Source organism: Veillonella ratti (assembly GCF_003992115.1).
GTDB lineage: Bacteria > Bacillota > Negativicutes > Veillonellales > Veillonellaceae > Veillonella_A > Veillonella_A ratti.
In genome coordinates, this window is the sequence record NZ_RQUX01000020.1 from 1 (window position 1) to 20,827 (window position 20,827).

Genomic DNA, 20,827 nt, shown 5'->3' on the forward strand with positions numbered 1-20,827 from the left:
GATAAATGTATCACTATTGCATCACATCGTATAAAATAAATAAAACTGTATAAATCAAGACTATTCCTACTTAATTAATTTTATAATAAGTTGGATATTATAATTTTTGACATTAAAATTTCACGAACTGAATAGTGTCATTGAATCACTTAAATTTTGATGCTATTATAAAATTAAGATGAAATATAAAGGAATTCAAATTGAAACGGGAATAATATTATATTTAATTACTTATGGTATTCAGCATTAATGTTTAATGCTAGATATAGAGTTACACAATAATAGGAGGATGATATAGCAGTACAGTAAGACCACTTATTTATTTCGTTGTGAGGGATAAAGGGGAACGATTATGAATAGGCTTTACAAGGTTATATGGAGTAAAGTAAGTAATCAGTATGTTGTAGTATCTGAATTGGCACGGAAATGTACAAAGAATTCCAGTAGTTCGGTAGGGGCAGTTCGTAAGGTAGGTGTGTTACTAGCCGCTTTGGCACTAACTGCTGGTATAAGTGGAATAAGTGTAGATGCAGCGACTAACAGTAGCTGGATAACAGCAACTGATGCAAATGGTAACTTTACCGCTCATATTGATACGGAAAATACCATGGGGCAGTATGCTAAGACAAATACTGTTGTAGGCGATGGTAATACGGTTAACACTAGTAATAATGATGTTACCGGCGATAAAAACACTTTGGGATCATCCAGTGGTTATGATTACGTTATTGGAGATGGTAATGCTATTTCAGTATTAAAGTATTCATGGATTATTGGCAATAATAATCAGATTTTTACCACACCAAATGGATTCTATAGAGATTATAAAGATACGATTATTTTTGGTAATAATAATACATCTGCGAAGCAGATTAGTAAAAGTATTTTTATAGGGAGTAACAATAAGGTTTCCCAAGATATTAATGGCTCTATTGCGATTGGTAATGGTATGGAATTCGGCAAAAATACAGATGATTCCGTTGTAATTGGGCATGGAGCCAAAAATGGACCATTCCCGACAGAAACACCAAATTATTGGCCGGGTAGTAATGGCTCAGTAGTAATTGGTAAGGATGCAACTAATGAATCTCCTTACAGTATCGTCATTGGTGCCGATGCCAAGATGGGCAATACCATAAATTCCAGTGGTCGAGGAATTGTCATCGGTACAAGTGTCTCCATTGGCGATAAAGCAGAGAATTCCATTGCCATAGGCACAGACGGCACCAGAGTCGACGATGAGACCGACTGGACGGTTGCTATGGGGACTAATATTAAAGTAGGGAAGGAATCTGACCACTCTATTGCAATCGGTGGGATTTCTGCCAGTATTGGGAATGATGCTCCGCATAGTGCAGCTATAGGTTCTTTTTCAAAAGTTTATGATGGCACATGGTTTGGGTCAGCTATTGGCTATTCCGCAAAAGTTAATGGGCGATCCAGTATTGCTCTCGGTCATGAGGCAAGAATTGGTACGGATGAAAAGATAAGTCGCTATGCAGTTGCTTTGGGTTATCAATCTAAGGTCGGGGGAAGTGCTGAAAATGGTATAGCTGTTGGTAATGGCGCTACTGTTAAAGATGGTGCACAAAGTGGTCTGGCTATTGGTGTAGGTGCTAAATCGAATTCTATGAGCTCGATTGCCATTGGTTCGAGTGCAAGTGCTACTGGCTCAAATAACTTTGCCTTTGGTACCGGCGCTGCTGTTAGTACAAAAGGGGGAAATCCTAGTAACTCAATAGCATTGGGGTATCATACTAAAGTTAATACCGGTTATAGTGTGGCTGTGGGTAGTGAAGCAGAGATTGCCGAACGCGCTGATCGTTCATCTTTATTTGGTTATAAATCTACGACTCAGAGTAAATATGCAAGTATTATAGGTGCAGAGTCGACGATTGGCACTAACTCAGATAATTCTTTCATTGGTGGTTATAAAGCGGCGGTATCAAACAATGCGAAATGGGCTACAGTAGTGGGCTCTGAGGCAAGTGTTAGTCATTTCGGTGGGACGGCAATTGGCTACCAAGCAGCTATTGAAGCAAATACCAGTTATAGTGCGGCTTTAGGCTATGGTAGTAAAGTAAAAGTTGATGATATGTTTACATATTCAAAATTAACCGCGTTTAAAAAGGAACTTGGAGATTTCTATAATCAACAGTGGAATATTTCTGGTAGTGATGGTTCTTATGGTATTCTCTCGGTAGGCGCCGGAACCGATAGACGTCGTATTATCAATGTTGCCAAAGGTCGCATTTCTTCTAATTCCTACGACGCCATCAACGGCCAACAAATCTACCACTTAACCAATGACTTAACTGCCCAAATTGCAGCAGCTGGTGGCCGTGTAGCACCTGGCACAAATATTGCATCCGTTGATGAAGGTCTTGATAAGGACGGCAAGAAACAATATACTGTTAATGCTAAAGGAGCCAGTGTAAGTGCAGACAATAACTTCGTTTTGACACCAACAGAAAATAAAGAAACTAATGTCACCGATTACAACCTTAAACTCAATGATATCGTAACAATCGGGGAAATCAAAGAAGGCAATAATCCTATTAAAATCGACGGCACGAAGGGTTATATTACGGGATTAACAAATAAAACACTTGACGTTGCTGATTTTGCCAAAGTTGGTCGTGCCGCAACGGAAGAACAATTAAGTGCCGCTATGTCTGATATTGAACAAAAATCCTATAAAGGCTGGAAGGTATCGGCTAATGGTACTGAAGGTGTTGCCGTAGCTAGCAATGATAAAGTAGACTTCTCCGGTAAAGAAGTAGAGGGTCATAAGAACATCGTAGTGACTCAAGACAAAACAAACTTAACCTTTGACCTCAACACAAGTATTAATGTAGGGACCGGTGACAATAAGGTAACCATTGACGGCGATAATGCTAGTGTACAAGTAGGTAGTGGAGATACTAAAATATCCCTTGATGGCAAAACAGGAAATGCAACTGTCGGTAAAGTTAATGTCGATGGTGCTGCCGGGGAAGTTAAAGGCTTAACGAATCTAAAACTTGATGGTAAAGACTTTGCAACCGTAGGTCGTGCCGCAACTGAAGAACAATTAAATGCAGCCATTACGGACATTAATAACAAAGCGTATACGGGTTGGAACATATCCGCCAATGAAGAAAACCTATCAAAAGTAGATAAAGATACTACCATAGACTTTGGCGGCTATATAAATGCGGAAGGCAACCAGAACGTATTTGTACGCAAAGACAATGCAAAACTAAAATTTGGCCTTAACAATAAGATTACTATCGGGGAAGGTAATACAAAAGCTGTCATTAACGGTGAAGCCGGTACCTTCAACTTAGGCACTGAAGAAGGCAAAGCTGTATCCCTCAACGGCACCACCGGTATGGGTGAAGTCGGGGTTATTGCCTTAAATGGTGCTGACGGTGAAGTTACAGGTTTAACGAATACTACGCTTCAAGCCGAAGATTTTGCCACCGTAGGTCGTGCCGCTACTGAAGAACAACTTCAAGGCGTGAATGAACAAGTTATTAACAACAGCAACGCTATCGTTAATCTCGGCGGCAAAGTGAACGAATTAGACAACCGTATCGATAAAGTAGGTGCCGGTGCCGCCGCGTTGGCAGCCCTTCATCCTTTAGACTTTGATCCGGATGATAAATGGGACGTTACCGCCGGTTACGGTCACTACCGTGGTGAAAACTCTGTAGCCTTGGGTGCTTTCTATCGTCCTAACGAAGACACTATGTTTAGCGTAGGCGGCACGATAGGTAACGGTAACAGCATGGTAAATGCAGGGATTTCCCTTAAAGTCGGTCAAGGTAACAATGTGTCGACCTCTAAGGTAGCCATGGCGAAAGAAATTAAAGATTTGCGCCGAGAATTGGAAGCCTTGAAATCGGCGATGCTCGACTCTAATGCAGGTCGTAAGATTGACACATCCAAATTGCAACTCTTCCCGGATGTACCACAGAATCATTGGGCCTATGAATACGTTTCCGTACTCGCCGGTAATGGCATGATTAAGGGCTATCCTGATGGTACATACGATGGTAATCGTCCGATGACACGTTATGAATTTGCATCTATGCTTTATAACGCCATGCTTAACGGAGCAACTTTATCGGATAAAATCTTAACCGAATTTGCGCCTGAACTGGAACGCTTCACGGTAGACGCAGTTCATACAGATAAAGATGGCAATCCGACGGTAGAACGTGTTCGTGTAAAAAAATAATCAAATCGTGAAAAATTTTATAATTTTGCCGAACAACCGGTAAATAGGTAAAAAATAGCCTGCATCTGGGGTGGTGTACACCTCGGATGTAGGCTGTTTTGCATTTTCATTGACAATAGTTCATCTGAGAATTACAAAAACTCAATTTTTACATAAACTTTACAAATGAAAAGTGTAATGTTGTTAACCACGATTGCCAATTCGTGTTATACTAAGAGTAAAGGCTTTGTAAATTATCAAGATAGTGTAAAATGTATTTGTGTGGAGGAGTCGAACATGTCCTTACAAGAAGTCTCAGAACGACCTTTGGTACTCGGCGTTTTGACCGTATCGGATACCCGTACACCGGAAACCGATAAGGGCGGCGACACGGTTGTTCAACTAATCGAGGAAGGAGGCCATATTGTAAAAGTCAGGACGATTGTACCTGATGATTTTACAAGAATTTCCGAAGTATTGCAACGTTGGATTGCAATCGAAAGTCTGGATGCTGTTATTTTAACAGGCGGTACAGGCATAGCCAAGCGTGATGTATCGATTGAAGCAGTGGAGTCACTGTGCACTAAAATAATTCCGGGATTTGGTGAATTATTCAGATATTTAAGCTTCACCGAAGATATCGGCACGAGAGCCATTGCGTCGCGAGCAACGGCCGGTGTAAGTTCCGATGTATTGCTTATTTCATTGCCCGGATCGGTTGGCGCCGTTACACTCGGCATGACCAAATTAGTATTGCCTGAAATTCGTCACTTAGTTTTTGAAATCAATAAATAGCAAGTACCACAATCATAAGTTATGGAGGATATTATGGCTTTTCATTTAAAAGGCAAGGAAGAAAAATTTTTCAACATTTTAAATAATCATGTTTCACTATGCCATGACGCATCCGTTGTTATGGAGCAGGCATTTAAAAATGAATTACCTAAAGAAGAAGCACTCCGCGTAATCGATCAGAAAGAAAAAGAAGCCGATCAATTGGTGAACCAAACGATTGAACAGTTGCGTTCCACTTTTATTACTCCAATGGATCGTGAAGATATTCAACAACTCATTGAACAGTTGGATATTACCTTGGATAGCATGAAAGACATTATGGATAAAATGTGTATGTATAATGTAGGCCAACCTACCAAAGGTGCTATCCGTTTAATTGAAATTGTGCAGAAATGCTTAAAACATATTACAAAATCCATTTCTTATATGAATAGTCTTAAGAAGAATCATGTTCGTGTAGAAGGCCGCGTGCTTGAAGTACTTCGTTTGGAAGAAGAAGCTGACGCCGTATATCATGAAGAAATGGCCATTTTATTCCGCGATTGTAAAGATCCGATTGAAATCATCAAATGGAAGGAAATCCTCAGCTCCATGGAAGAAGTCATTGACGGTTGCAAGGATTTGGTCGGTACATTCCGCCGGGTTGTATTGAAGTATGCTTGATCATTGGTTTGTATGGCTGGTGGTACTCTTAGCATTGGCTTTTGACTATATTAACGGGTTCCATGATACGGCCAACGCCATTGCTACATCCGTATCGACGCGAGCCATTTCACCTAAAAAAGCGGTTATGATGACGGCGGTCCTCAATTTCGTGGGGGCTCTCGTAAGTACCGGTGTCGCTAAGACCATCGGCGGTGATTTAGTTATGTCCGCTAATTTAATTAATGCGGAAGTTATCAGTGCGGCCCTCTTGGGCGCTATCATTTGGAACTTGGTTACATGGTGGTACGGAATTCCGAGTTCTTCGTCACACGCCCTTATCGGCGGTGTTATCGGCGCGGTTATGGTGGCTGTCGGTCATGAAGCCCTTAACTTTAACGGCATCGGTAAAATTTTCCTATCACTCGTACTATCGCCGATTATTGCCATGATTTTAGGCTATATTATCATGCACATCTTGTTGTTCCTGTTCGGTAGTTTCTCGCCGATTGCTTTGAATGACAGATTCCGCAATATGCAGCTTTTATCCGCGACCTTAATGGCGTTTTCCCATGGTTCCAATGATGCTCAGAAGGCGATGGGGATTATTACCTTAACCTTACTTAGCGGCGGTTATATCGATACTTTGGATGTACCGACTTGGGTAAAAGTAGCCTGTGCGTCCGCTATGGCCTTAGGTACGGCAGCCGGCGGTTGGCGTATTATCAGTACCATGGGTACTAAGATTTTTAAATTGGAAAGCATCAACGGCTTTGCCGCCGATTTGAACTCCGCTATTACGATTTTTACCGCTACTTTCTTACACTTACCGGTATCGACCACGCACGTTGTGAGCGGATCGATTATGGGGGTAGGGACGGCCAAACGTGTTAAGGCCGTAAACTGGGGTGTAGCGCGCTCCATGGTATTAGCTTGGTTTGTGACCATTCCGTTAAGTGCCATTATGTCAGGCATAGCCTATTTAGCAATCGATATGATTCGCGAAATTTTATAAAAATTCGCTGAATATCTTGTAAAATTGAATAGATATGTTATTGCAATTACACACTGTATTGTCTATAATGTAAGTAATAGAAAAAATGCTCGAGATTTGAGCATTTTTTTGTGAACTCAATGTATACTAAGATTGTATTGTTCAATCTTACAAAAGGGAAAGCGAATTATTGGGATAATGATTCGAATTAGGATTTAGGGGGTCACAATGAAACTTAACCAAGCAACAGATTATGCATTCCGGATGGTTTTGCATATGTCGCTCCTGCCGAATGGGACTAAAATTACCGGCGGTGAGCTCGCCAAAGCGCAGAAAATTCCGGATCGATTCCTTCTCAAAATTATGAGAAATTTAATATCAGGCAATATTATGCAATCGTTCCGCGGTGTGGATGGCGGTTTTGCCTTAGCACGTAAACCTAAAGAAATCACTTTATTAGATGTTATAGAAGCTGTAGAAGGGGCAACCTATTTGCAGCGGTGTTTGTATGATAGTGAAACTTGTTCCCGTGGTTGTCACGGTAATTGTTCGGTACAAGAGCAATTTTGTCAAATTCAAGGCCATTTAGTTAAGGAACTACAAGCTGTGGATTTTGAAACCTTGGCGAAACGTGAACGAGAAATACATTTACAGAGAGTTTGTCCATCGAAGGCGCAAGCGCGCGATTTATAAGTGAGGAGGTTTTACGTATGATGGAAGCATTACTGTTAGCTCGATGGCAATTTGCCTTGACATCGATCTATCACTGGCTGTTCGTTCCGGTAACTCTGGGGATGACAGTAGTCGTTGCATGTTTGGAAATTACCTATGTATCGACAAACAATGAAGTTTACAAAAAAATGGCAAAGTTCTGGGGGAAATTATTTTTAATCAATTTTGCCATGGGTGTTGTAACCGGTATCGTACAGGAGTTCCACTTCGGTATGAACTGGGCTGAATATTCCCGTTTCATGGGTGATATCTTCGGCGCACCACTTGCTTTGGAAGCTTTAACGGCTTTCTTCCTTGAATCCACTTTTATGGGTGCTTGGATTTTCGGCTGGGACAAATTGTCCGCTAAAGCTCATGCGGTTGTAGCCGTATTGGTAGCTATCGGTACCAACTTATCCGCTTTCTGGATTTTGGTGGCCAGCTCTTTTATGCAGCATCCGGTTGGTTATGTGATTCGTAATGGCCGTGCAGAAATGCAGGACTTCGGCGTTATTTTGAGCAACGGTTATGTACCGGGTCAATTCAGCCATATTTTCTTTGCCGGTCTCATGACTGCAGGCGTTATCATCGCATCTATCAGTGCTTGGCACATTCTCCGCAATAATGCGGTAGATTTCTACAAACGCTCTATTAAATGGGGCTTAGTTTTCACCATTATCGGCGGTGTTTTAGTTGCCGGTGCCGGTCACTTACATGGCCAGTATGTAACTAAAGTACAACCTATGAAAATTGCATCCGTTGAAGGTCTTTGGGACACAACTAAAGGTGCATCTTTCAGTTTAGTTGCTTCGATTGATGAAAAAAATCAGGTAACTAACAGTGCTATCGAAATTCCAGGTTTACTCAGCTTCATCGCTACTGATGACTTCAACGGCGAAATGAAAGGTATGAAAGACCTTCAGAATGCTGATGTACAGAAATATGGTCCTGGGGACTATATCCCACATGTAACTTCCATGTACTGGACATTCCGTGCCATGATTTTCTCCGGCTCTTTAGTATTGTTGGTAGCTATCATTGCCTTCGCAATGAACCGTGCCGGCAAATTGGAACAATCCCGCGGTATGTTACAACTCGTATTCTGGATGTTACCATTCCCTTACATTGCTAATGCAACCGGCTGGTATGTTGCTGAAATGGGTCGTCAACCATGGATCGTTTACGGCTTACAGAAAACAGCTGACGGTGTATCCAGCACTGTAACGGCTGCTGAAGTTTGGACTACTATTATTGGTTTCTCCGCTGTTTATATCTTGGCAGCGATTGCAGCTCTTTACTTAGCTGTTAAACACATTAAAAAAGGTCCTGAAGGCAATCCGTCTCATGATATCGAAGGAGAGGAGGCAGCATTATGGAAGTAATTTTACAGAACTTAGACGTAGTGTGGTTCATCCTCGTTTGCGTATTATTCGCCGGGTTCTTCACACTTGAAGGCTTTGACTATGGTGTAGGCATTTTGCTTCCATTCTTAGGTAAAACTGATGTGGAACGTCGTCAAATGATCAATACGGTTGGTCCTGTATGGGACGGCAACCAGGTATGGATGATTACGGCCGGCGGTGCAACATTTGCATCCTTCCCACATGTTTACGCTACTTTATTCAGTGGTTTTTACTTGGCTTTGTTCTTGATGTTGGCTGCATTAATTGCGCGCGGCGTAGCATTCGAATTCCGTAGTAAAGATAAATCCATTGCATGGCGTAAAACTTTCGATTATTGCATTTTCTTCGGTTCTTTAATTCCGGCTCTTCTTTGGGGCGTTACCGTTGGTAACTTGATTCAAGGTACTCCAATCGATGCTCAGATGAACTTCGTAGGCGGCTTCTTCGATTTGCTTAGCCCTTACACAATCCTTTGCGGTTTGGCATTCATCTTGGTATTCGTTTATCATGGTGCTTTATACACGGCTATTAAAACAACCGGTCCTATCGCTGAACGTGCACGTGCTACCGCTTTGGTAGAAGGCGTGATTACTGCTGTAGGCGCTCTTGTATTAGTAGGTGCTACTTACTACTACACCGATTTATTCAACAGCATGATTGCAACAGTTGCGTTTGCTCTTTGCATCGTATTCTTCTTGATTTCCTGGGGCTTCACCCGCGTACGTCGTCCGGGCGTTGGCTTCACATTCAGCTGCTTGAGCATTATTTCGGTAACAGCTGCTTACTTCGCAGGATTGTTCCCACGTATCATGGTTTCCAGCTTAAATCCGGCTTGGAGCTTAACAATTAAAAACGCATCTTCTTCCGAATATACGTTAACGTTAATGACGATTGTTGCTCTTATCTTCGTACCAATCGTATTAATCTACCAAGGTTGGACTTACTGGACATTTCGTCATCGTGTAAGCCCTGACGATTTACACTATTAATTAAATACTGACTCATTAGAGCCTTCGATTGGATTATAATGAGATTTTGAAAAGCGTGCCGCAAGGTACGCTTTTCTTTTTATATTGAGGTGCTTTTCCTTTGATAGGCTGACGTAGCTCTTTACATATCTATTCGTATTCGATATACCAAAAGACCGTTTAAATTATATTATGAGATTACAGATGTCCCTGGAGTATGGTAAGATAAAGGTAGCAGTTGAAAAATACTCGTAATTAAGACATTAGGGAGGCGTGGTTCACATGAGTACATATAAGAGTGTTGCATTTGCCAACGATAATCGTGAAAAATTTATAGCTATGCGTCGTGATTTGCATCAACATCCGGAACCGGGTTGGTTGGAATATCGGACGGCCGCTATGGCTGCCGATCGTTTGACCGAATTAGGTTATGATTTAAAAGTCGGTAAAGAGGTTGTTAAAGCCGAATCACGTATGGGGGTTCCGGACGAAGCCGTTATGAAAGCGGCTATGGACAGAGCGCTTCAAGAAGGGGCTAATCCAAAGTGGGTAGAAGCCATGGGATATGGTTTTACCGGCATGGTAGCGACCTTGCATTTTGATGACGAAGGGCCTACGGTAGCTTTTCGTGCCGACATCGACTCCAATGATGTTATGGAATCTACGGCTGACGATCATTTACCGGTTAAAGAAGGGTTTGTATCGAAGCATGAAAAAGCCATGCATGCTTGTGGTCATGATGCTCATTTAACAATGGCTTTAGGCCTGGCCGAATATATAGCGACTCATAAAGAGGGGCTCCACGGTACCTTTAAATTGATTTTACAGCCTGCTGAAGAAGGGGTTCGTGGTGCGAAATCCATGGTTGATGCCGGTGTTGTTGATGATGTAGATATTTTCTTCGGTATGCATATCGGGATTAATAAGAATATTGCCGGTTGCCTTGCTTGTTTAAACAACGGCTTCTTGGCTACGACTAAATTAGACGTAACCTTTAAAGGCTATTCGTCGCATGCCGGCGGGTCCCCGGAACTTGGCAAAAACTCCTTGTTGGCAGCTTGTACGGCAGCTTTAAACTTACAAGCTATTTCTCGTCATTCCAAAGGGAATTCCTGTATTAACGTAGGTGTATTGGAATCAGGCACAGGCCGTAATGTTATTCCGGACCGAGCCTATTTACAGATAGAAACGCGCGGTGCTACCGGTGAAGTTAATGATTATATCTGCAAACGAGCCTATGAAGTGTTAAAAGGTGCGACCGCTATGTATGAAAATGAAGTGGACATCAAAGAAATGGGCAGTGCGCCGGCCTGCATTAACTCGGAAGATTTGGCTAAAGAAGTACAGATAATTGCCAAAGATTTGGGTATCTTTAAAGATGTACCGTTAGCCAATGAAGGGGGCGGCAGTGAAGACTGCGCTTACTTCTTGGAACGGGTAATCGGCCACGGCGGACGCGGTACTTATATGATTTTAGGTTCCGATATTGCGGCACCGCATCATAATCCTAAGTTCAATATTGATGAGAAGGATATGATTAACGGTATCGCTTTTACGGGCGCTTTAATCGAATCTTATTTACAAGGTAAAAAATAAGAATTACATTAAGCCGTTTTTCAAAATCAATTTAAGGCGATAGAAAGCCGGTTGGTGATTCATTCGCATATAAAAGAAGAGCCACAGGCAATCGGTTTAACCGATTGCTTGGGGCTCTTTTGTACAATTACAGCCTATATTTAATTTTTAAGCTGTTGCTACTTTAAATTTTTTGTGTTGAATATACCAAACACGCCAAGTGAAGAGGGTAGCAGCAATAGCGGTACTGCCTAAAAGACCGATCCAAATTGCGTACGGGCCGTAGTTGAGTACAAAGGTAAAGAAGGCCGCAATGGGAATACTGGTGCCACAGAAGCTGGTGAGCGCGATAATGGAGATGATGCGCACATCTTTATAACCACGCAAAATACCTTGAATCGGCGTTCCTAATGCATCGATAACCGTGAAGAATACGGCATAACTGAGGAAACTGCCGATTAAATCAACCATGTTTGGATCATTCGTGTAATAACCGGCAATCGTCGGTAAGTTGGTAAAGGTGTACAGACAAATGCTGAGTGCCAAGACGACAGCCATACCGCGCGCAATGTAGGAATAGGTTTTGGCCATATGAAAATCTTTGGCGCCTACGGCATAACCTACCGTAATGGTGGCGGCAATACCGATACTGAGCGGCACGCCGTAGAATAGGGACGTAAAGCTGATAGCTGCCTGATGGGCGGCTATAATTTTCGTACCATAAGCTGTGGCGGCGATACCGGCGAGACTGAAAATACTGCTTTCCGCAAAAATAGCGAGGCCGATAGGAATACCCAAACGCAATTGCTCACGAATATAGAAGAAGTCAAACCGGAAGCGTTCACGGAATAAGCGATAGCCTTTGAATGTTTTGCCAACCAGTAATACGGCAACAAAGGCTAAGAAGTTAAACCAGTACGCAACGATAGTGGCGATACCGGCCCCGAGGGCACCAAGGGCGGGAAACCCGAAATAGCCGAGAATCAGGGCGTAATCGAGAAAGATGTGAATAACTAAACCACACATGATAATGTACATAGTATAGCGTGTATAGCCGTGACAATCGACAGTATTACGCAATACACAGGTTAAAATGAGCGGTAGAAGGCCCCAGGCGATGATTTTTAAGTATTGCCAACAGATTTCGTAGGCAGCGGGCTCGAGATTTAAACTTAGAAGCAGCGGATCCAGGACAGTGGCGCCCAAGATAATCAAAAGTAAGAAGAAGCAGACACTTAAAATTAAACCATGATAGATAATGGTAGGAATAGTTTCTTTGCGATTAGCCCCCAACAGTTGGGCAATAATCGGGGAAATCCCTAAATGAATACCCAATATGCCGTAATAACAGGCTGTCCAGAGATTAAAGCCTACCGACATACCCGCTAAATCGACCGTGCTATATTGGCCGGTTAAGACAACCGATATGAAGGAGCCGCCGGTGATGGCAAATTGCGTCAGAATAATGGGGATAGTCAAGGCGACGAAGTGTTTTATTTTACTGAATAAAGTTGTGTAAAGTAATTGTTCCATGCTATGATACCTCAAAAAAAAGCACCAAAGTATCTATCTTCAAAGACCTACGATAGATGCATTGATGCCGCTTACCCGCATCCGGTGACATCGGGTAAGATAATAACTGCTAAATTTAAATTATAATTGAACTATACATTTAACTCTAACATAGAACAGATAAAAAGTCTAGAGTCACAACAGGGGGACAAACATCTTATAGGCATGTCCGGCAAAGTGCTGACAGTTAGTATCGAGGATGTATAAAAGCCTCACCCTGTGACAGGTGAGGCTTTTAAGTTGTCATAATTGACGATGATGTATTATTGTTTAGCTGCTTCTTGAATAATTTGCAACGCTAAGCGGGCGGAATTATATAAATCTTCTTCTTTAATGCATTCTTCCTTGGTATGTACATTAGTCATGCCCACGCCGAGTACGGCTGTCGGTACACCATAGGCATTGAAGAAGCTGGCATCACTGCCACCGCCGGATTCAACTACATTAACGGTGAAGCCCAATTCTTCGGCAGCTTTGGAAGCAAGGCGAATTGTTTCGGAATCTACCGGCACATCGAACGGATCGTAAGCCGGCAATACTTCTACTTTAATGGACGTATTGGTGTCTTTAGCGCCCTGTTCGAAAATAGCTACTACTTCGTCGGTTAATTTAGCTAATTTTGCTTTATTACGGCTACGGGTTTCCATAAAGATAACCGCTTCTTCCGCTACGATGTTGGTAGCACGGCCACCACTGATGGTACCGATGTTGCAAGTCGTTTCTTCATCGATACGGCCTTGCGGTAATTTTGTTAAAATATGACCGGCCGCTACGATGGCGTTAATGCCTTTTTCCGGCGCATTACCGGCATGAGCCGCTTTACCGGTGATTGTAGCACGTACTTTGTTCTGGCCCGGTGCTTTATGTACGATACGACCCGGTGCACCGGAGGTATCAAAAGTATAGCCTAATTTAGCTTTAAGTAAGGACGAATCCATATTCTTAGAGCCGTTTACGCCGCCTTCTTCCGCAATAGTAAAGACAACCTGCATATCGCCATGAGGGAGATTGTCTTCTTTAACAACACGCAAGGCTTCCAAGATAGCCACTACACCGGCTTTGTCGTCACCACCGAGGATTGTAGTGCCGTCCGAAGTAATGAGACCGTCTTTAATTTGTGGTTTAATATTGGCGCAAGGTTCTACGCAGTCCATGTGAGCGGTGAGCATAATCATAGGGGCGGAAGGAACAGTTCCTTTAAGCGTTGCCACTAAGTTACCGGCATTGCCACCCAATTTTTCACCGGCATTATCTTCTTCAACGGTAAAACCGAAAGCTTCTAAACGCTTGGTCAGTAAGTCGGCGATTTCACGTTCTTTAAGGGTGGAGCAAGGAATTTGAATCAATTCTAAGAATTCATCAAGGATACGCTTTTCTTGGATCATGAGAACCTCCTAAACATAATGTGAGAGAATAAAATAAAGAAACTGTATAATGTGAGAGTTTGCAGTTATAAATAATTAATAGTACCGGTTAATATAGTAATGAATAGGGGATGCAAATTTCAACTTAGAATAAAATAAGGAATGTAATAACGCCAATCAACATTGGCACGATATTACGTTTGGCAAGTTCCATAGGACCTACATTGGCGAGGGACGCACAAATAATGGCTGCACCCGCTACCGGTGAAGTAGAACGACCGATAGCCCCTGAAATTTGTGCCAAGGAGCCAAGGTCGACCATGTTCATGCCGAAGCTGGCTGCATGCGGTGTGATGGCCCCGTTGAAGGCAAGCGCTGCCGCGTCGCCGGAACCGCTTAAGATAGCGATAATGAACGGACCGAAGCTTCCGGCAATTTTAGCGATGGATTGAGAATCCTTCATATACGTTAATAACGCATCGGTAAGGCCCATGGCTTGCATGCCTTTGGTGAAAACCGCAGCGGCGATGATAAGACCGATGATGCTGCCGTAGGCATCGCCCATGCCCTTGAAGAAGTCTTTCGTTACTTCTTGCGGATTGGCGCGGGCAATAATGAGAGCTACTACACAGCCGATAATCATAGCGGCCGGTACGCTTACTTTAGCAATACCCATATCTTTAAGTGCAGCAATGTTTAAGTTGGTTACAACTAAAATAACGAGTGGCACGATCGGTGCCATAGCTTTAAGACCGTTAACTTTGAATTTACCTACGATAGAAGCGGTACCTTGTTCTGCTAACGCTTCCTGGCGAGCCTTGCTTGGGCCTTCTTTGCGAAATGCCGCTACTAAGGTAAGTGATACGGCTACTACTAAGGATGCGATGATAGCCGGTAAGGCAGTTTCAAGGACAACAAACATAACGTCTACATTGGCCATCTTGGAAATGAAGGCCACATGTGTGTTGCCGGGGCTGATGGCACTGCCCCAAGTGCCGGCTAAAATAGCGGCACCGGCCATGGCCGGATGTACGCCGGCCGCAATTAAAGCGGGAATCAAGATACTGCCGATAGCCGCAGCGGCACCGGCCGCACTGGTAACGGCGATGTTGAGCCACCAGGTTACGAGCATGGCAAGCGGAATGATAATGGCATGGCTTTTAGAAATAAGGCCTGATAATGCATGCACTAAATGTTGGTCACATTCCGTATGCTTCATAACGAAAGCAAAGCCCATTACGGTACAAATAGTTGGGACTAAGGAACCGTGAATCATGGTTTTGACAAAGGAATCCATGAATTGGCCCATTACGCCGCCGATGAAACACATAAGTGCGCCGGCTACGAGTAGAACGGTGCGGGTTTCATACTTTCTAATGATGGCGGCAAATGCGATGATTACGATAATACCACCTGTCAGTTGCATCATAGGTAACACCTCCGTAAGAAATACCCCCTACTATATAACATGGTATAATACTACTATAGGCTAAATTAGAAAAAAATGCCACATTTAAATGATAAAATATAATTTTAATTATGTTAATTTTGCATATATTGTGAGTGTTTTCAATTGCTTATATGATTTGAGCATTTGCAATTATGTATAAAATATGCTGTTTTACGGTGGAGGTAGACGTATGACAACCGTCAGAGAATGTGCGTGGGCTAAACGTAGTTCGGAAGAGCAAGTATATCATGATACCGAGTGGGGCGTGCCAACCCATGAGGATCGCGTTTTGTTTGAGTTTTTAGTATTGGAAACTATGCAGGCCGGACTCAGTTGGACGCTGGTACTAAAACGACGCGAGGCCATGCGTGAAGCATTTGATGGTTTCGATATAAATAAAGTGGCGTCCTATACGCCGGACAAAGAGGCTCAACTATTGGAGAATCCGAATATTATTCGTAATCGACTTAAGATTGTTTCACTTCGTAAAAATGCCTTGGCATTTAAGAAAATTCAGGCCGAGTTCGGCTCCTTTGATGCGTATATCTGGGCGTTTACGAACGGTGAAAGTTTAGTCGGTCACTGGCAAACAGAAGCAGATGTGCCGGCTATGACACCGTTGGCGGAACACATCAGTAAGGACTTGAAGAAACGCGGTTTTACCTTTGTCGGACCTACGATTGTATATTCTTTTTTACAGGCTATCGGCATAATAAACGACCATATTGTGAGTTGCCCTTGTTATGAACGTTTAACTAAGTAGGAGGAACCATGCAATTTTATAACTTTTTATACCAACATGGACATATAGCCTTCAGCCAATATATTTATCGGATTGGCACGTATCATTATAATTGGCATCCGGAGATTGAAGTGCTCTTAGTACTGCAGGGCGCGGTCGAGGTATGTCATGACAATGAGTACACCAATTTGGGTCCCGATGATTTTATTATCTTGCCGCCGCAGTGTGGGCATGCTACGTTGGCTTTGGAGCCGGATACGATAGCCATGGTGTTACATTTACATCCGCAAATGCTGGCACAATATGACAAGGTATTTAGGCAATCCAGTTTCTTTTTGGCCACCGATGAAACAACGCGATACGATTCCGGGTATGACAAGCTGCGGTCACAACTTAGTGAATTGATGCGGCAGTTGGCCAAACATAAAGCTGGTGAGGTTAAGACCATTAATGTGGTAGATGAACCGGATATTGCGATAGAAACGGAATTTTTAGGTATTCTCCATTGTTTAATCGATTTGTTAAAACCTGTTTCTTATATGCCTCAGGGTAATCCGGTGGCCTTGCAACAGGCCGCTACTTTTGAAAAGATGATTACCTACATTGATCAACACTATAAAGAACCGTTAACTTTGGGCGAGATAGCCGATATTGGCGGCTATACCGAAAGTTATGCTTCGCAATTTTTTAAACGGCAGTTGGGCATTTCGTTTAAGGCCTATGTATTGCGTATGCGCCTTCGTGAAGCGGCGGTGCAGTTAGTTAATACGAAGCAACAAATCGTAGACATTGCCAATGAATGCGGTTTTTCCGATGTGAAGGCGTTTAATACGGCGTTTCGTAAGCATTTTCACACGACGCCGACGGAATATCGTCAGGTAGCCGGCAAGGTAGAGCGGCATACGATGATGGATAATTGGAAGGAATATATTGCTGTCGATGATGCGGGAATTAATGAGCGGTTAGAGGCTTATAGAAAAGATACGACTGAAAATGAGGCAACCGCAGCTGATAAGGGGGCGAATCCTAGGCGTGAGTCAAGTAGAACTGATGCTGAGTTGGTGGTCGCTCGTGAACAATTACGCCTTGCCTTGGCAGCTCTGGATGATATTCTGGACAAATAAAATAAGGCTATCTATAAAAAATAGAAGTGGGTGTTATTTTATATATTTGAATTGAGAAATTGACAATAAAAAAATAAATATTAGCGTATCTGACCGGCTTTTGGAGAAAAAAGACCGGTCGTTTTTTTATATTAAATTCACTGACTGCATTTAAAAAACATTGCAAAAACAGTCAAATGATAATTATTTTCATAGCGTAATTTGGATAGCTGATTTATGGTATATGCGTATAATGAAAGTATCGAATGCATTCACAGTATCACCAATACAATTAGTGTACGAGAGGAGACAAAGATGGATGGTGTTATTGTAACCCTAGTTCTTTTAGTTTTTGCCATTATCATGTTCGTTTGGGAGAAAATCCCCTTGTCCATAACCGCTATGACGGTGGCTGTTTGCTTGACTTTGACCGGTGTGCTCACACCGAAAGAAGCATTCTTAGGCTTTGTGGATTCCAATGTATTACTCTTTATGGCTATGTTCATTGTAGGGGCCGCCTTTTTCGATACCGGTGTGGCTCATGCGGTGGGCGGTTTAATTAATCGTTTTGCCAAAACGGAACGTCAGCTAATTATCGCCGTAATGTGTATTACCGGTCTTATGTCGACGTTCTTATCCAATACGGGGACAACCGCCGTATTGATTCCGCTTGCTATGGGTCTTGTGCAGCGCACCGGCATTAAAGCCACGAAACTGTTAATGCCTTTAGCTATTGCCGCATCTGCCGGCGGTAATGTGAGTCTCATCGGTTCACCGGGCAATATGATTGCTCAATCCGGTTTGGCACAGCAGAATTTGGCCTTCGCTTTCTTCGACTATGCCTTGGTAGGTTTGCCGGTATTGCTCGTAGGTATTGCGTACTTCGCTTTAATCGGTCATAAATTATTACCGGAAGAGCCGACCCATACACCGGCTACCGAATATACGACCGACGCCGATTACAGTAAAGTGGCCATGTGGCGCAAAGTATTTGCTGCCGGTACTTTGGTTGCGACTGTACTGGGGATGATTTTTGAATCACAATTGGGCATCAAGCTTCATGTCATTGCCTGGATTGGGGCCTTATTCCTCGTAGCAACTCGCACGATTTCTGAAAAAGTAGCCGTTAACGCTATTGATATGAAAACGATTTTACTCTTTGTAGGTTCTTTGGCCTTAGCTCAGGCTCTTGTGAAAACCGGTGCCGGTGCGATGATTGCCGATACGATTATTCAGAGCCTCGGTGATAATCCGTCGCCGTTTATGTTATTGGCTGTTGTATTCTGTATCGCTGCTATTTTGACTCAGTTCATGTCCAATACAGCGACGACTGCTTTATTGGTGCCAATCAGCTTGGCCTTGGCTCAGCAGGTTGGGGCCGACCCAAAAGCGGTGCTTATGGCGACTGTTATCGGCGGTTCTGTAGCCTTTGCTACACCAATCGGTTGTCCGCCGAATACGATGGTATATAACGTAGCAGGCTATAGTTTTATGGACTATGTAAAAGTAGGTGGTCCTTACCTAATCTTAGCAATGATCACTTCACTTATTTTATTACCGATTTTCTTCCCGTTTTACCCTTGATTTTAAGAGGCAAAACATTTCTGATAAAAAATTTTCTAGGTTTTTCTATATGTACAGATTGTAATTTGGGATCGGTACATCCCATAAGTTAAAGGAGGATATGTATGGATAAGGAAAAAATGAGTCAAAGAATGACTCAAATTCTTGCGGATTTTGTAGGCTATTTCTCTAAAGTATTGCCGGATGATGTTGATGCTAAATTAAAGGAATTGGCAGCGGACGAAAAGAATCCGTTAGCTAAAACGATTTATGACACTATGCACAAAAATATGGAATTGGCTAAAGAATTGAGCCGTCCATCCTGTCAAGATACAGGCGTATTGCAGTACTGGGTAAAATGCGGTGCCAACTTCCCATTAATCGGCGAATTGGAAACTATTTTGCGCGATGCCACTTATCAGGCTACGCAGGAAACTCCATTGCGTCATAACTGTGTAGAAACATTTGACGAATTCAATACGAAGAAAAACATCGGCTTAACGGCTCCATACATTCTTTGGGATATCATTCCTGATCGTGACGATGTAGAAATTTACCCTTACATGGCCGGCGGCGGCTGTTCCTTGCCGGGCAGCGGTAAAACTTTAATGCCGGGCGAAGGTTATGAAGGGGTTGCCAAATTCGTACTCGATTTGATGACGTCTTACGGCTTAAACGCATGTCCTCCGTTATTGGTTGGCGTAGGTATTGCAACCTCCATCGATACGGCTGCTTTATATTCCAAAAAAGCGATTATGCGTCCGGTAGGTTCTCATAATCCTAACAAAAACGCAGCGTATATGGAACAATTGTTGGAAGACGGTATCAATGCCCTTCATTTAGGACCGCAAGGTATGGGCGGCGACAAATCCGTTATGGGTGTTAACATCGAAAACGGTACCCGTCATCCGTCCGTATTGAGTGTGGCTGTTAACGTGGGGTGCTGGAATCACCGTCGCGGTCACTTAGTATTTACTAAAGATGGTCAATGTACAGTTTTATCGCATAGTGGGGTGAAATACTAATGGAAAAGAAAATCTTAACAACACCGATTTCCGCAGAAGATTTAGAAGGCATTAAAGCCGGTGATATCGTATATTTAACAGGTCACATTACAACTTGCCGTGACGTTGCTCATCGCCGTTTGATTGAATACGGTCGTGAACTACCGGTTGACGTTCGCAACGGTGCTATTTTGCATGCCGGTCCGATTGTAAAAACTATCGACGAAGCTAACGGTAAATACGAAATGATTTCCGTAGGTCCTACAACCAGTATGCGTATGGAAAAATTCGAATACGACTTCGTAAAACATACCGGTGTGCGTCTCATCGTCGGTAAAGGCGGTATGGGCCCGGGCACTCAGAAAGCGTGTCAGGAATTCAAAGCCTTGCATTTAGTATTCCCAGCCGGTAATGCTGTATTGGCTGCAACAGAAGTAGAAGAAATCGAACAAGCTAATTGGAAAGAATTAGGCATGCCGGAAACATTGTGGACTTGCCGTGTTAAAGAATTCGGTCCTTTGATCGTATCCATCGACACCTATGGTAATAACTGGTTCGAACAGAAAAAAGTGGAATACAACGAAACGAAAGAAAAAGTGCTTGCTGAAATTAACAAACACGTAAGCTTCATTAAATAAGTATTGGTTTACACTTAATTATTTATTAACCCGGTCATGGTGCGAACGGTATACATCGTTTACTGCTAATTGCGATGCATAAGGTAGCGCCATATGAGG

16 protein-coding genes are annotated in these 20,827 nt (G+C 42.9%); 13 read left to right on the forward strand and 3 right to left on the reverse strand.

Features of this window, described 5'->3' with window-relative positions:
- The first annotated feature begins 352 nt into the window (after positions 1-352).
- The 8 genes from EO124_RS08425 to EO124_RS08460 all read left to right on the forward strand — a co-directional run bounded on the left by EO124_RS08425 (position 353) and on the right by EO124_RS08460 (position 11,313).
- Entirely contained in the window at positions 353-4,225 is a 3,873-nt protein-coding gene (locus EO124_RS08425) for an ESPR-type extended signal peptide-containing protein (protein ID WP_127059167.1), read from the forward strand.
- A gap of 276 nt (positions 4,226-4,501) precedes the next feature.
- Positions 4,502-4,999, forward strand: coding sequence for a MogA/MoaB family molybdenum cofactor biosynthesis protein (locus EO124_RS08430; protein ID WP_021841742.1), 498 nt, complete (start codon positions 4,502-4,504; stop codon positions 4,997-4,999).
- Between the two features lie 33 nt (positions 5,000-5,032).
- Positions 5,033-5,662 carry a DUF47 domain-containing protein gene (locus EO124_RS08435; RefSeq protein WP_127059168.1) on the forward strand — a complete coding sequence of 210 codons (630 nt, stop codon included), beginning with the start codon at positions 5,033-5,035 and terminating at the stop codon, positions 5,660-5,662.
- On the forward strand, positions 5,655-6,656 hold the full coding sequence (locus tag EO124_RS08440) for an inorganic phosphate transporter (protein ID WP_021841740.1): 1,002 nt from the start codon (positions 5,655-5,657) through the stop codon (positions 6,654-6,656). Before EO124_RS08435 ends, EO124_RS08440 begins: the two co-directional genes overlap by 8 nt.
- Positions 6,657-6,863: 207 nt before the next feature.
- Entirely contained in the window at positions 6,864-7,328 is a 465-nt protein-coding gene (locus EO124_RS08445) for an RrF2 family transcriptional regulator (protein ID WP_127059169.1), read from the forward strand.
- Positions 7,329-7,345: 17 nt separating this feature from the next.
- Complete coding sequence (locus tag EO124_RS08450) at positions 7,346-8,728, forward strand: cytochrome ubiquinol oxidase subunit I (RefSeq protein WP_127059170.1); 1,383 nt, start codon at positions 7,346-7,348, stop codon at positions 8,726-8,728.
- A complete protein-coding gene (cydB, locus tag EO124_RS08455) occupies positions 8,719-9,738 on the forward strand; it encodes a cytochrome d ubiquinol oxidase subunit II (RefSeq protein WP_127059171.1) in 1,020 nt (339 codons plus the stop codon). Before EO124_RS08450 ends, cydB begins: the two co-directional genes overlap by 10 nt.
- A 261-nt stretch (positions 9,739-9,999) precedes the next feature.
- Positions 10,000-11,313 (forward strand): amidohydrolase, encoded by a 1,314-nt coding sequence (locus EO124_RS08460; RefSeq protein WP_127059172.1) that lies wholly within the window; start codon positions 10,000-10,002, stop codon positions 11,311-11,313.
- A 147-nt stretch (positions 11,314-11,460) separates the two neighbouring features.
- Here EO124_RS08460 and EO124_RS08465 read toward each other — a convergent pair whose 3' ends face one another.
- The 3 genes from EO124_RS08465 to dcuC all read right to left on the reverse strand — a co-directional run bounded on the left by EO124_RS08465 (position 11,461) and on the right by dcuC (position 15,657).
- Positions 11,461-12,825: an MATE family efflux transporter gene (locus EO124_RS08465; RefSeq protein WP_127059173.1), complete on the reverse strand. Its 1,365-nt coding sequence runs from the start codon at positions 12,823-12,825 to the stop codon at positions 11,461-11,463.
- 302 nt (positions 12,826-13,127) lie between these two features.
- On the reverse strand, positions 13,128-14,249 hold the full coding sequence (locus tag EO124_RS08470; protein WP_127059174.1) for a M20/M25/M40 family metallo-hydrolase: 1,122 nt from the start codon (positions 14,247-14,249) through the stop codon (positions 13,128-13,130).
- Positions 14,250-14,373: 124 nt separating this feature from the next.
- Positions 14,374-15,657 (reverse strand): C4-dicarboxylate transporter DcuC, encoded by a 1,284-nt coding sequence (gene dcuC / locus EO124_RS08475; RefSeq protein WP_241230694.1) that lies wholly within the window; start codon positions 15,655-15,657, stop codon positions 14,374-14,376.
- Between the two features lie 211 nt (positions 15,658-15,868).
- Here dcuC and EO124_RS08480 point away from each other — a divergent pair, with 211 nt between their 5' ends.
- The 5 genes from EO124_RS08480 (at position 15,869) to ttdB (ending at position 20,728) form a co-directional block, all read left to right on the forward strand.
- Positions 15,869-16,441 carry a DNA-3-methyladenine glycosylase I gene (locus EO124_RS08480; protein ID WP_127059175.1) on the forward strand — a complete coding sequence of 191 codons (573 nt, stop codon included), beginning with the start codon at positions 15,869-15,871 and terminating at the stop codon, positions 16,439-16,441.
- A gap of 8 nt (positions 16,442-16,449) precedes the next feature.
- Complete coding sequence (locus tag EO124_RS08485; protein WP_127059176.1) at positions 16,450-17,544, forward strand: AraC family transcriptional regulator; 1,095 nt, start codon at positions 16,450-16,452, stop codon at positions 17,542-17,544.
- A gap of 294 nt (positions 17,545-17,838) precedes the next feature.
- On the forward strand, positions 17,839-19,107 hold the full coding sequence (locus EO124_RS08490) for an SLC13 family permease (RefSeq protein ID WP_127059177.1): 1,269 nt from the start codon (positions 17,839-17,841) through the stop codon (positions 19,105-19,107).
- A 104-nt stretch (positions 19,108-19,211) separates the two neighbouring features.
- The gene (gene ttdA / locus EO124_RS08495; RefSeq protein WP_127059178.1) at positions 19,212-20,111 is read left to right on the forward strand and encodes a L(+)-tartrate dehydratase subunit alpha; all 900 of its coding nucleotides are present in this window, start codon (positions 19,212-19,214) and stop codon (positions 20,109-20,111) included.
- On the forward strand, positions 20,111-20,728 hold the full coding sequence (gene ttdB / locus EO124_RS08500; protein ID WP_021841728.1) for a L(+)-tartrate dehydratase subunit beta: 618 nt from the start codon (positions 20,111-20,113) through the stop codon (positions 20,726-20,728). Before ttdA ends, ttdB begins: the two co-directional genes overlap by 1 nt.
- Positions 20,729-20,827 lie beyond the last annotated feature (99 nt).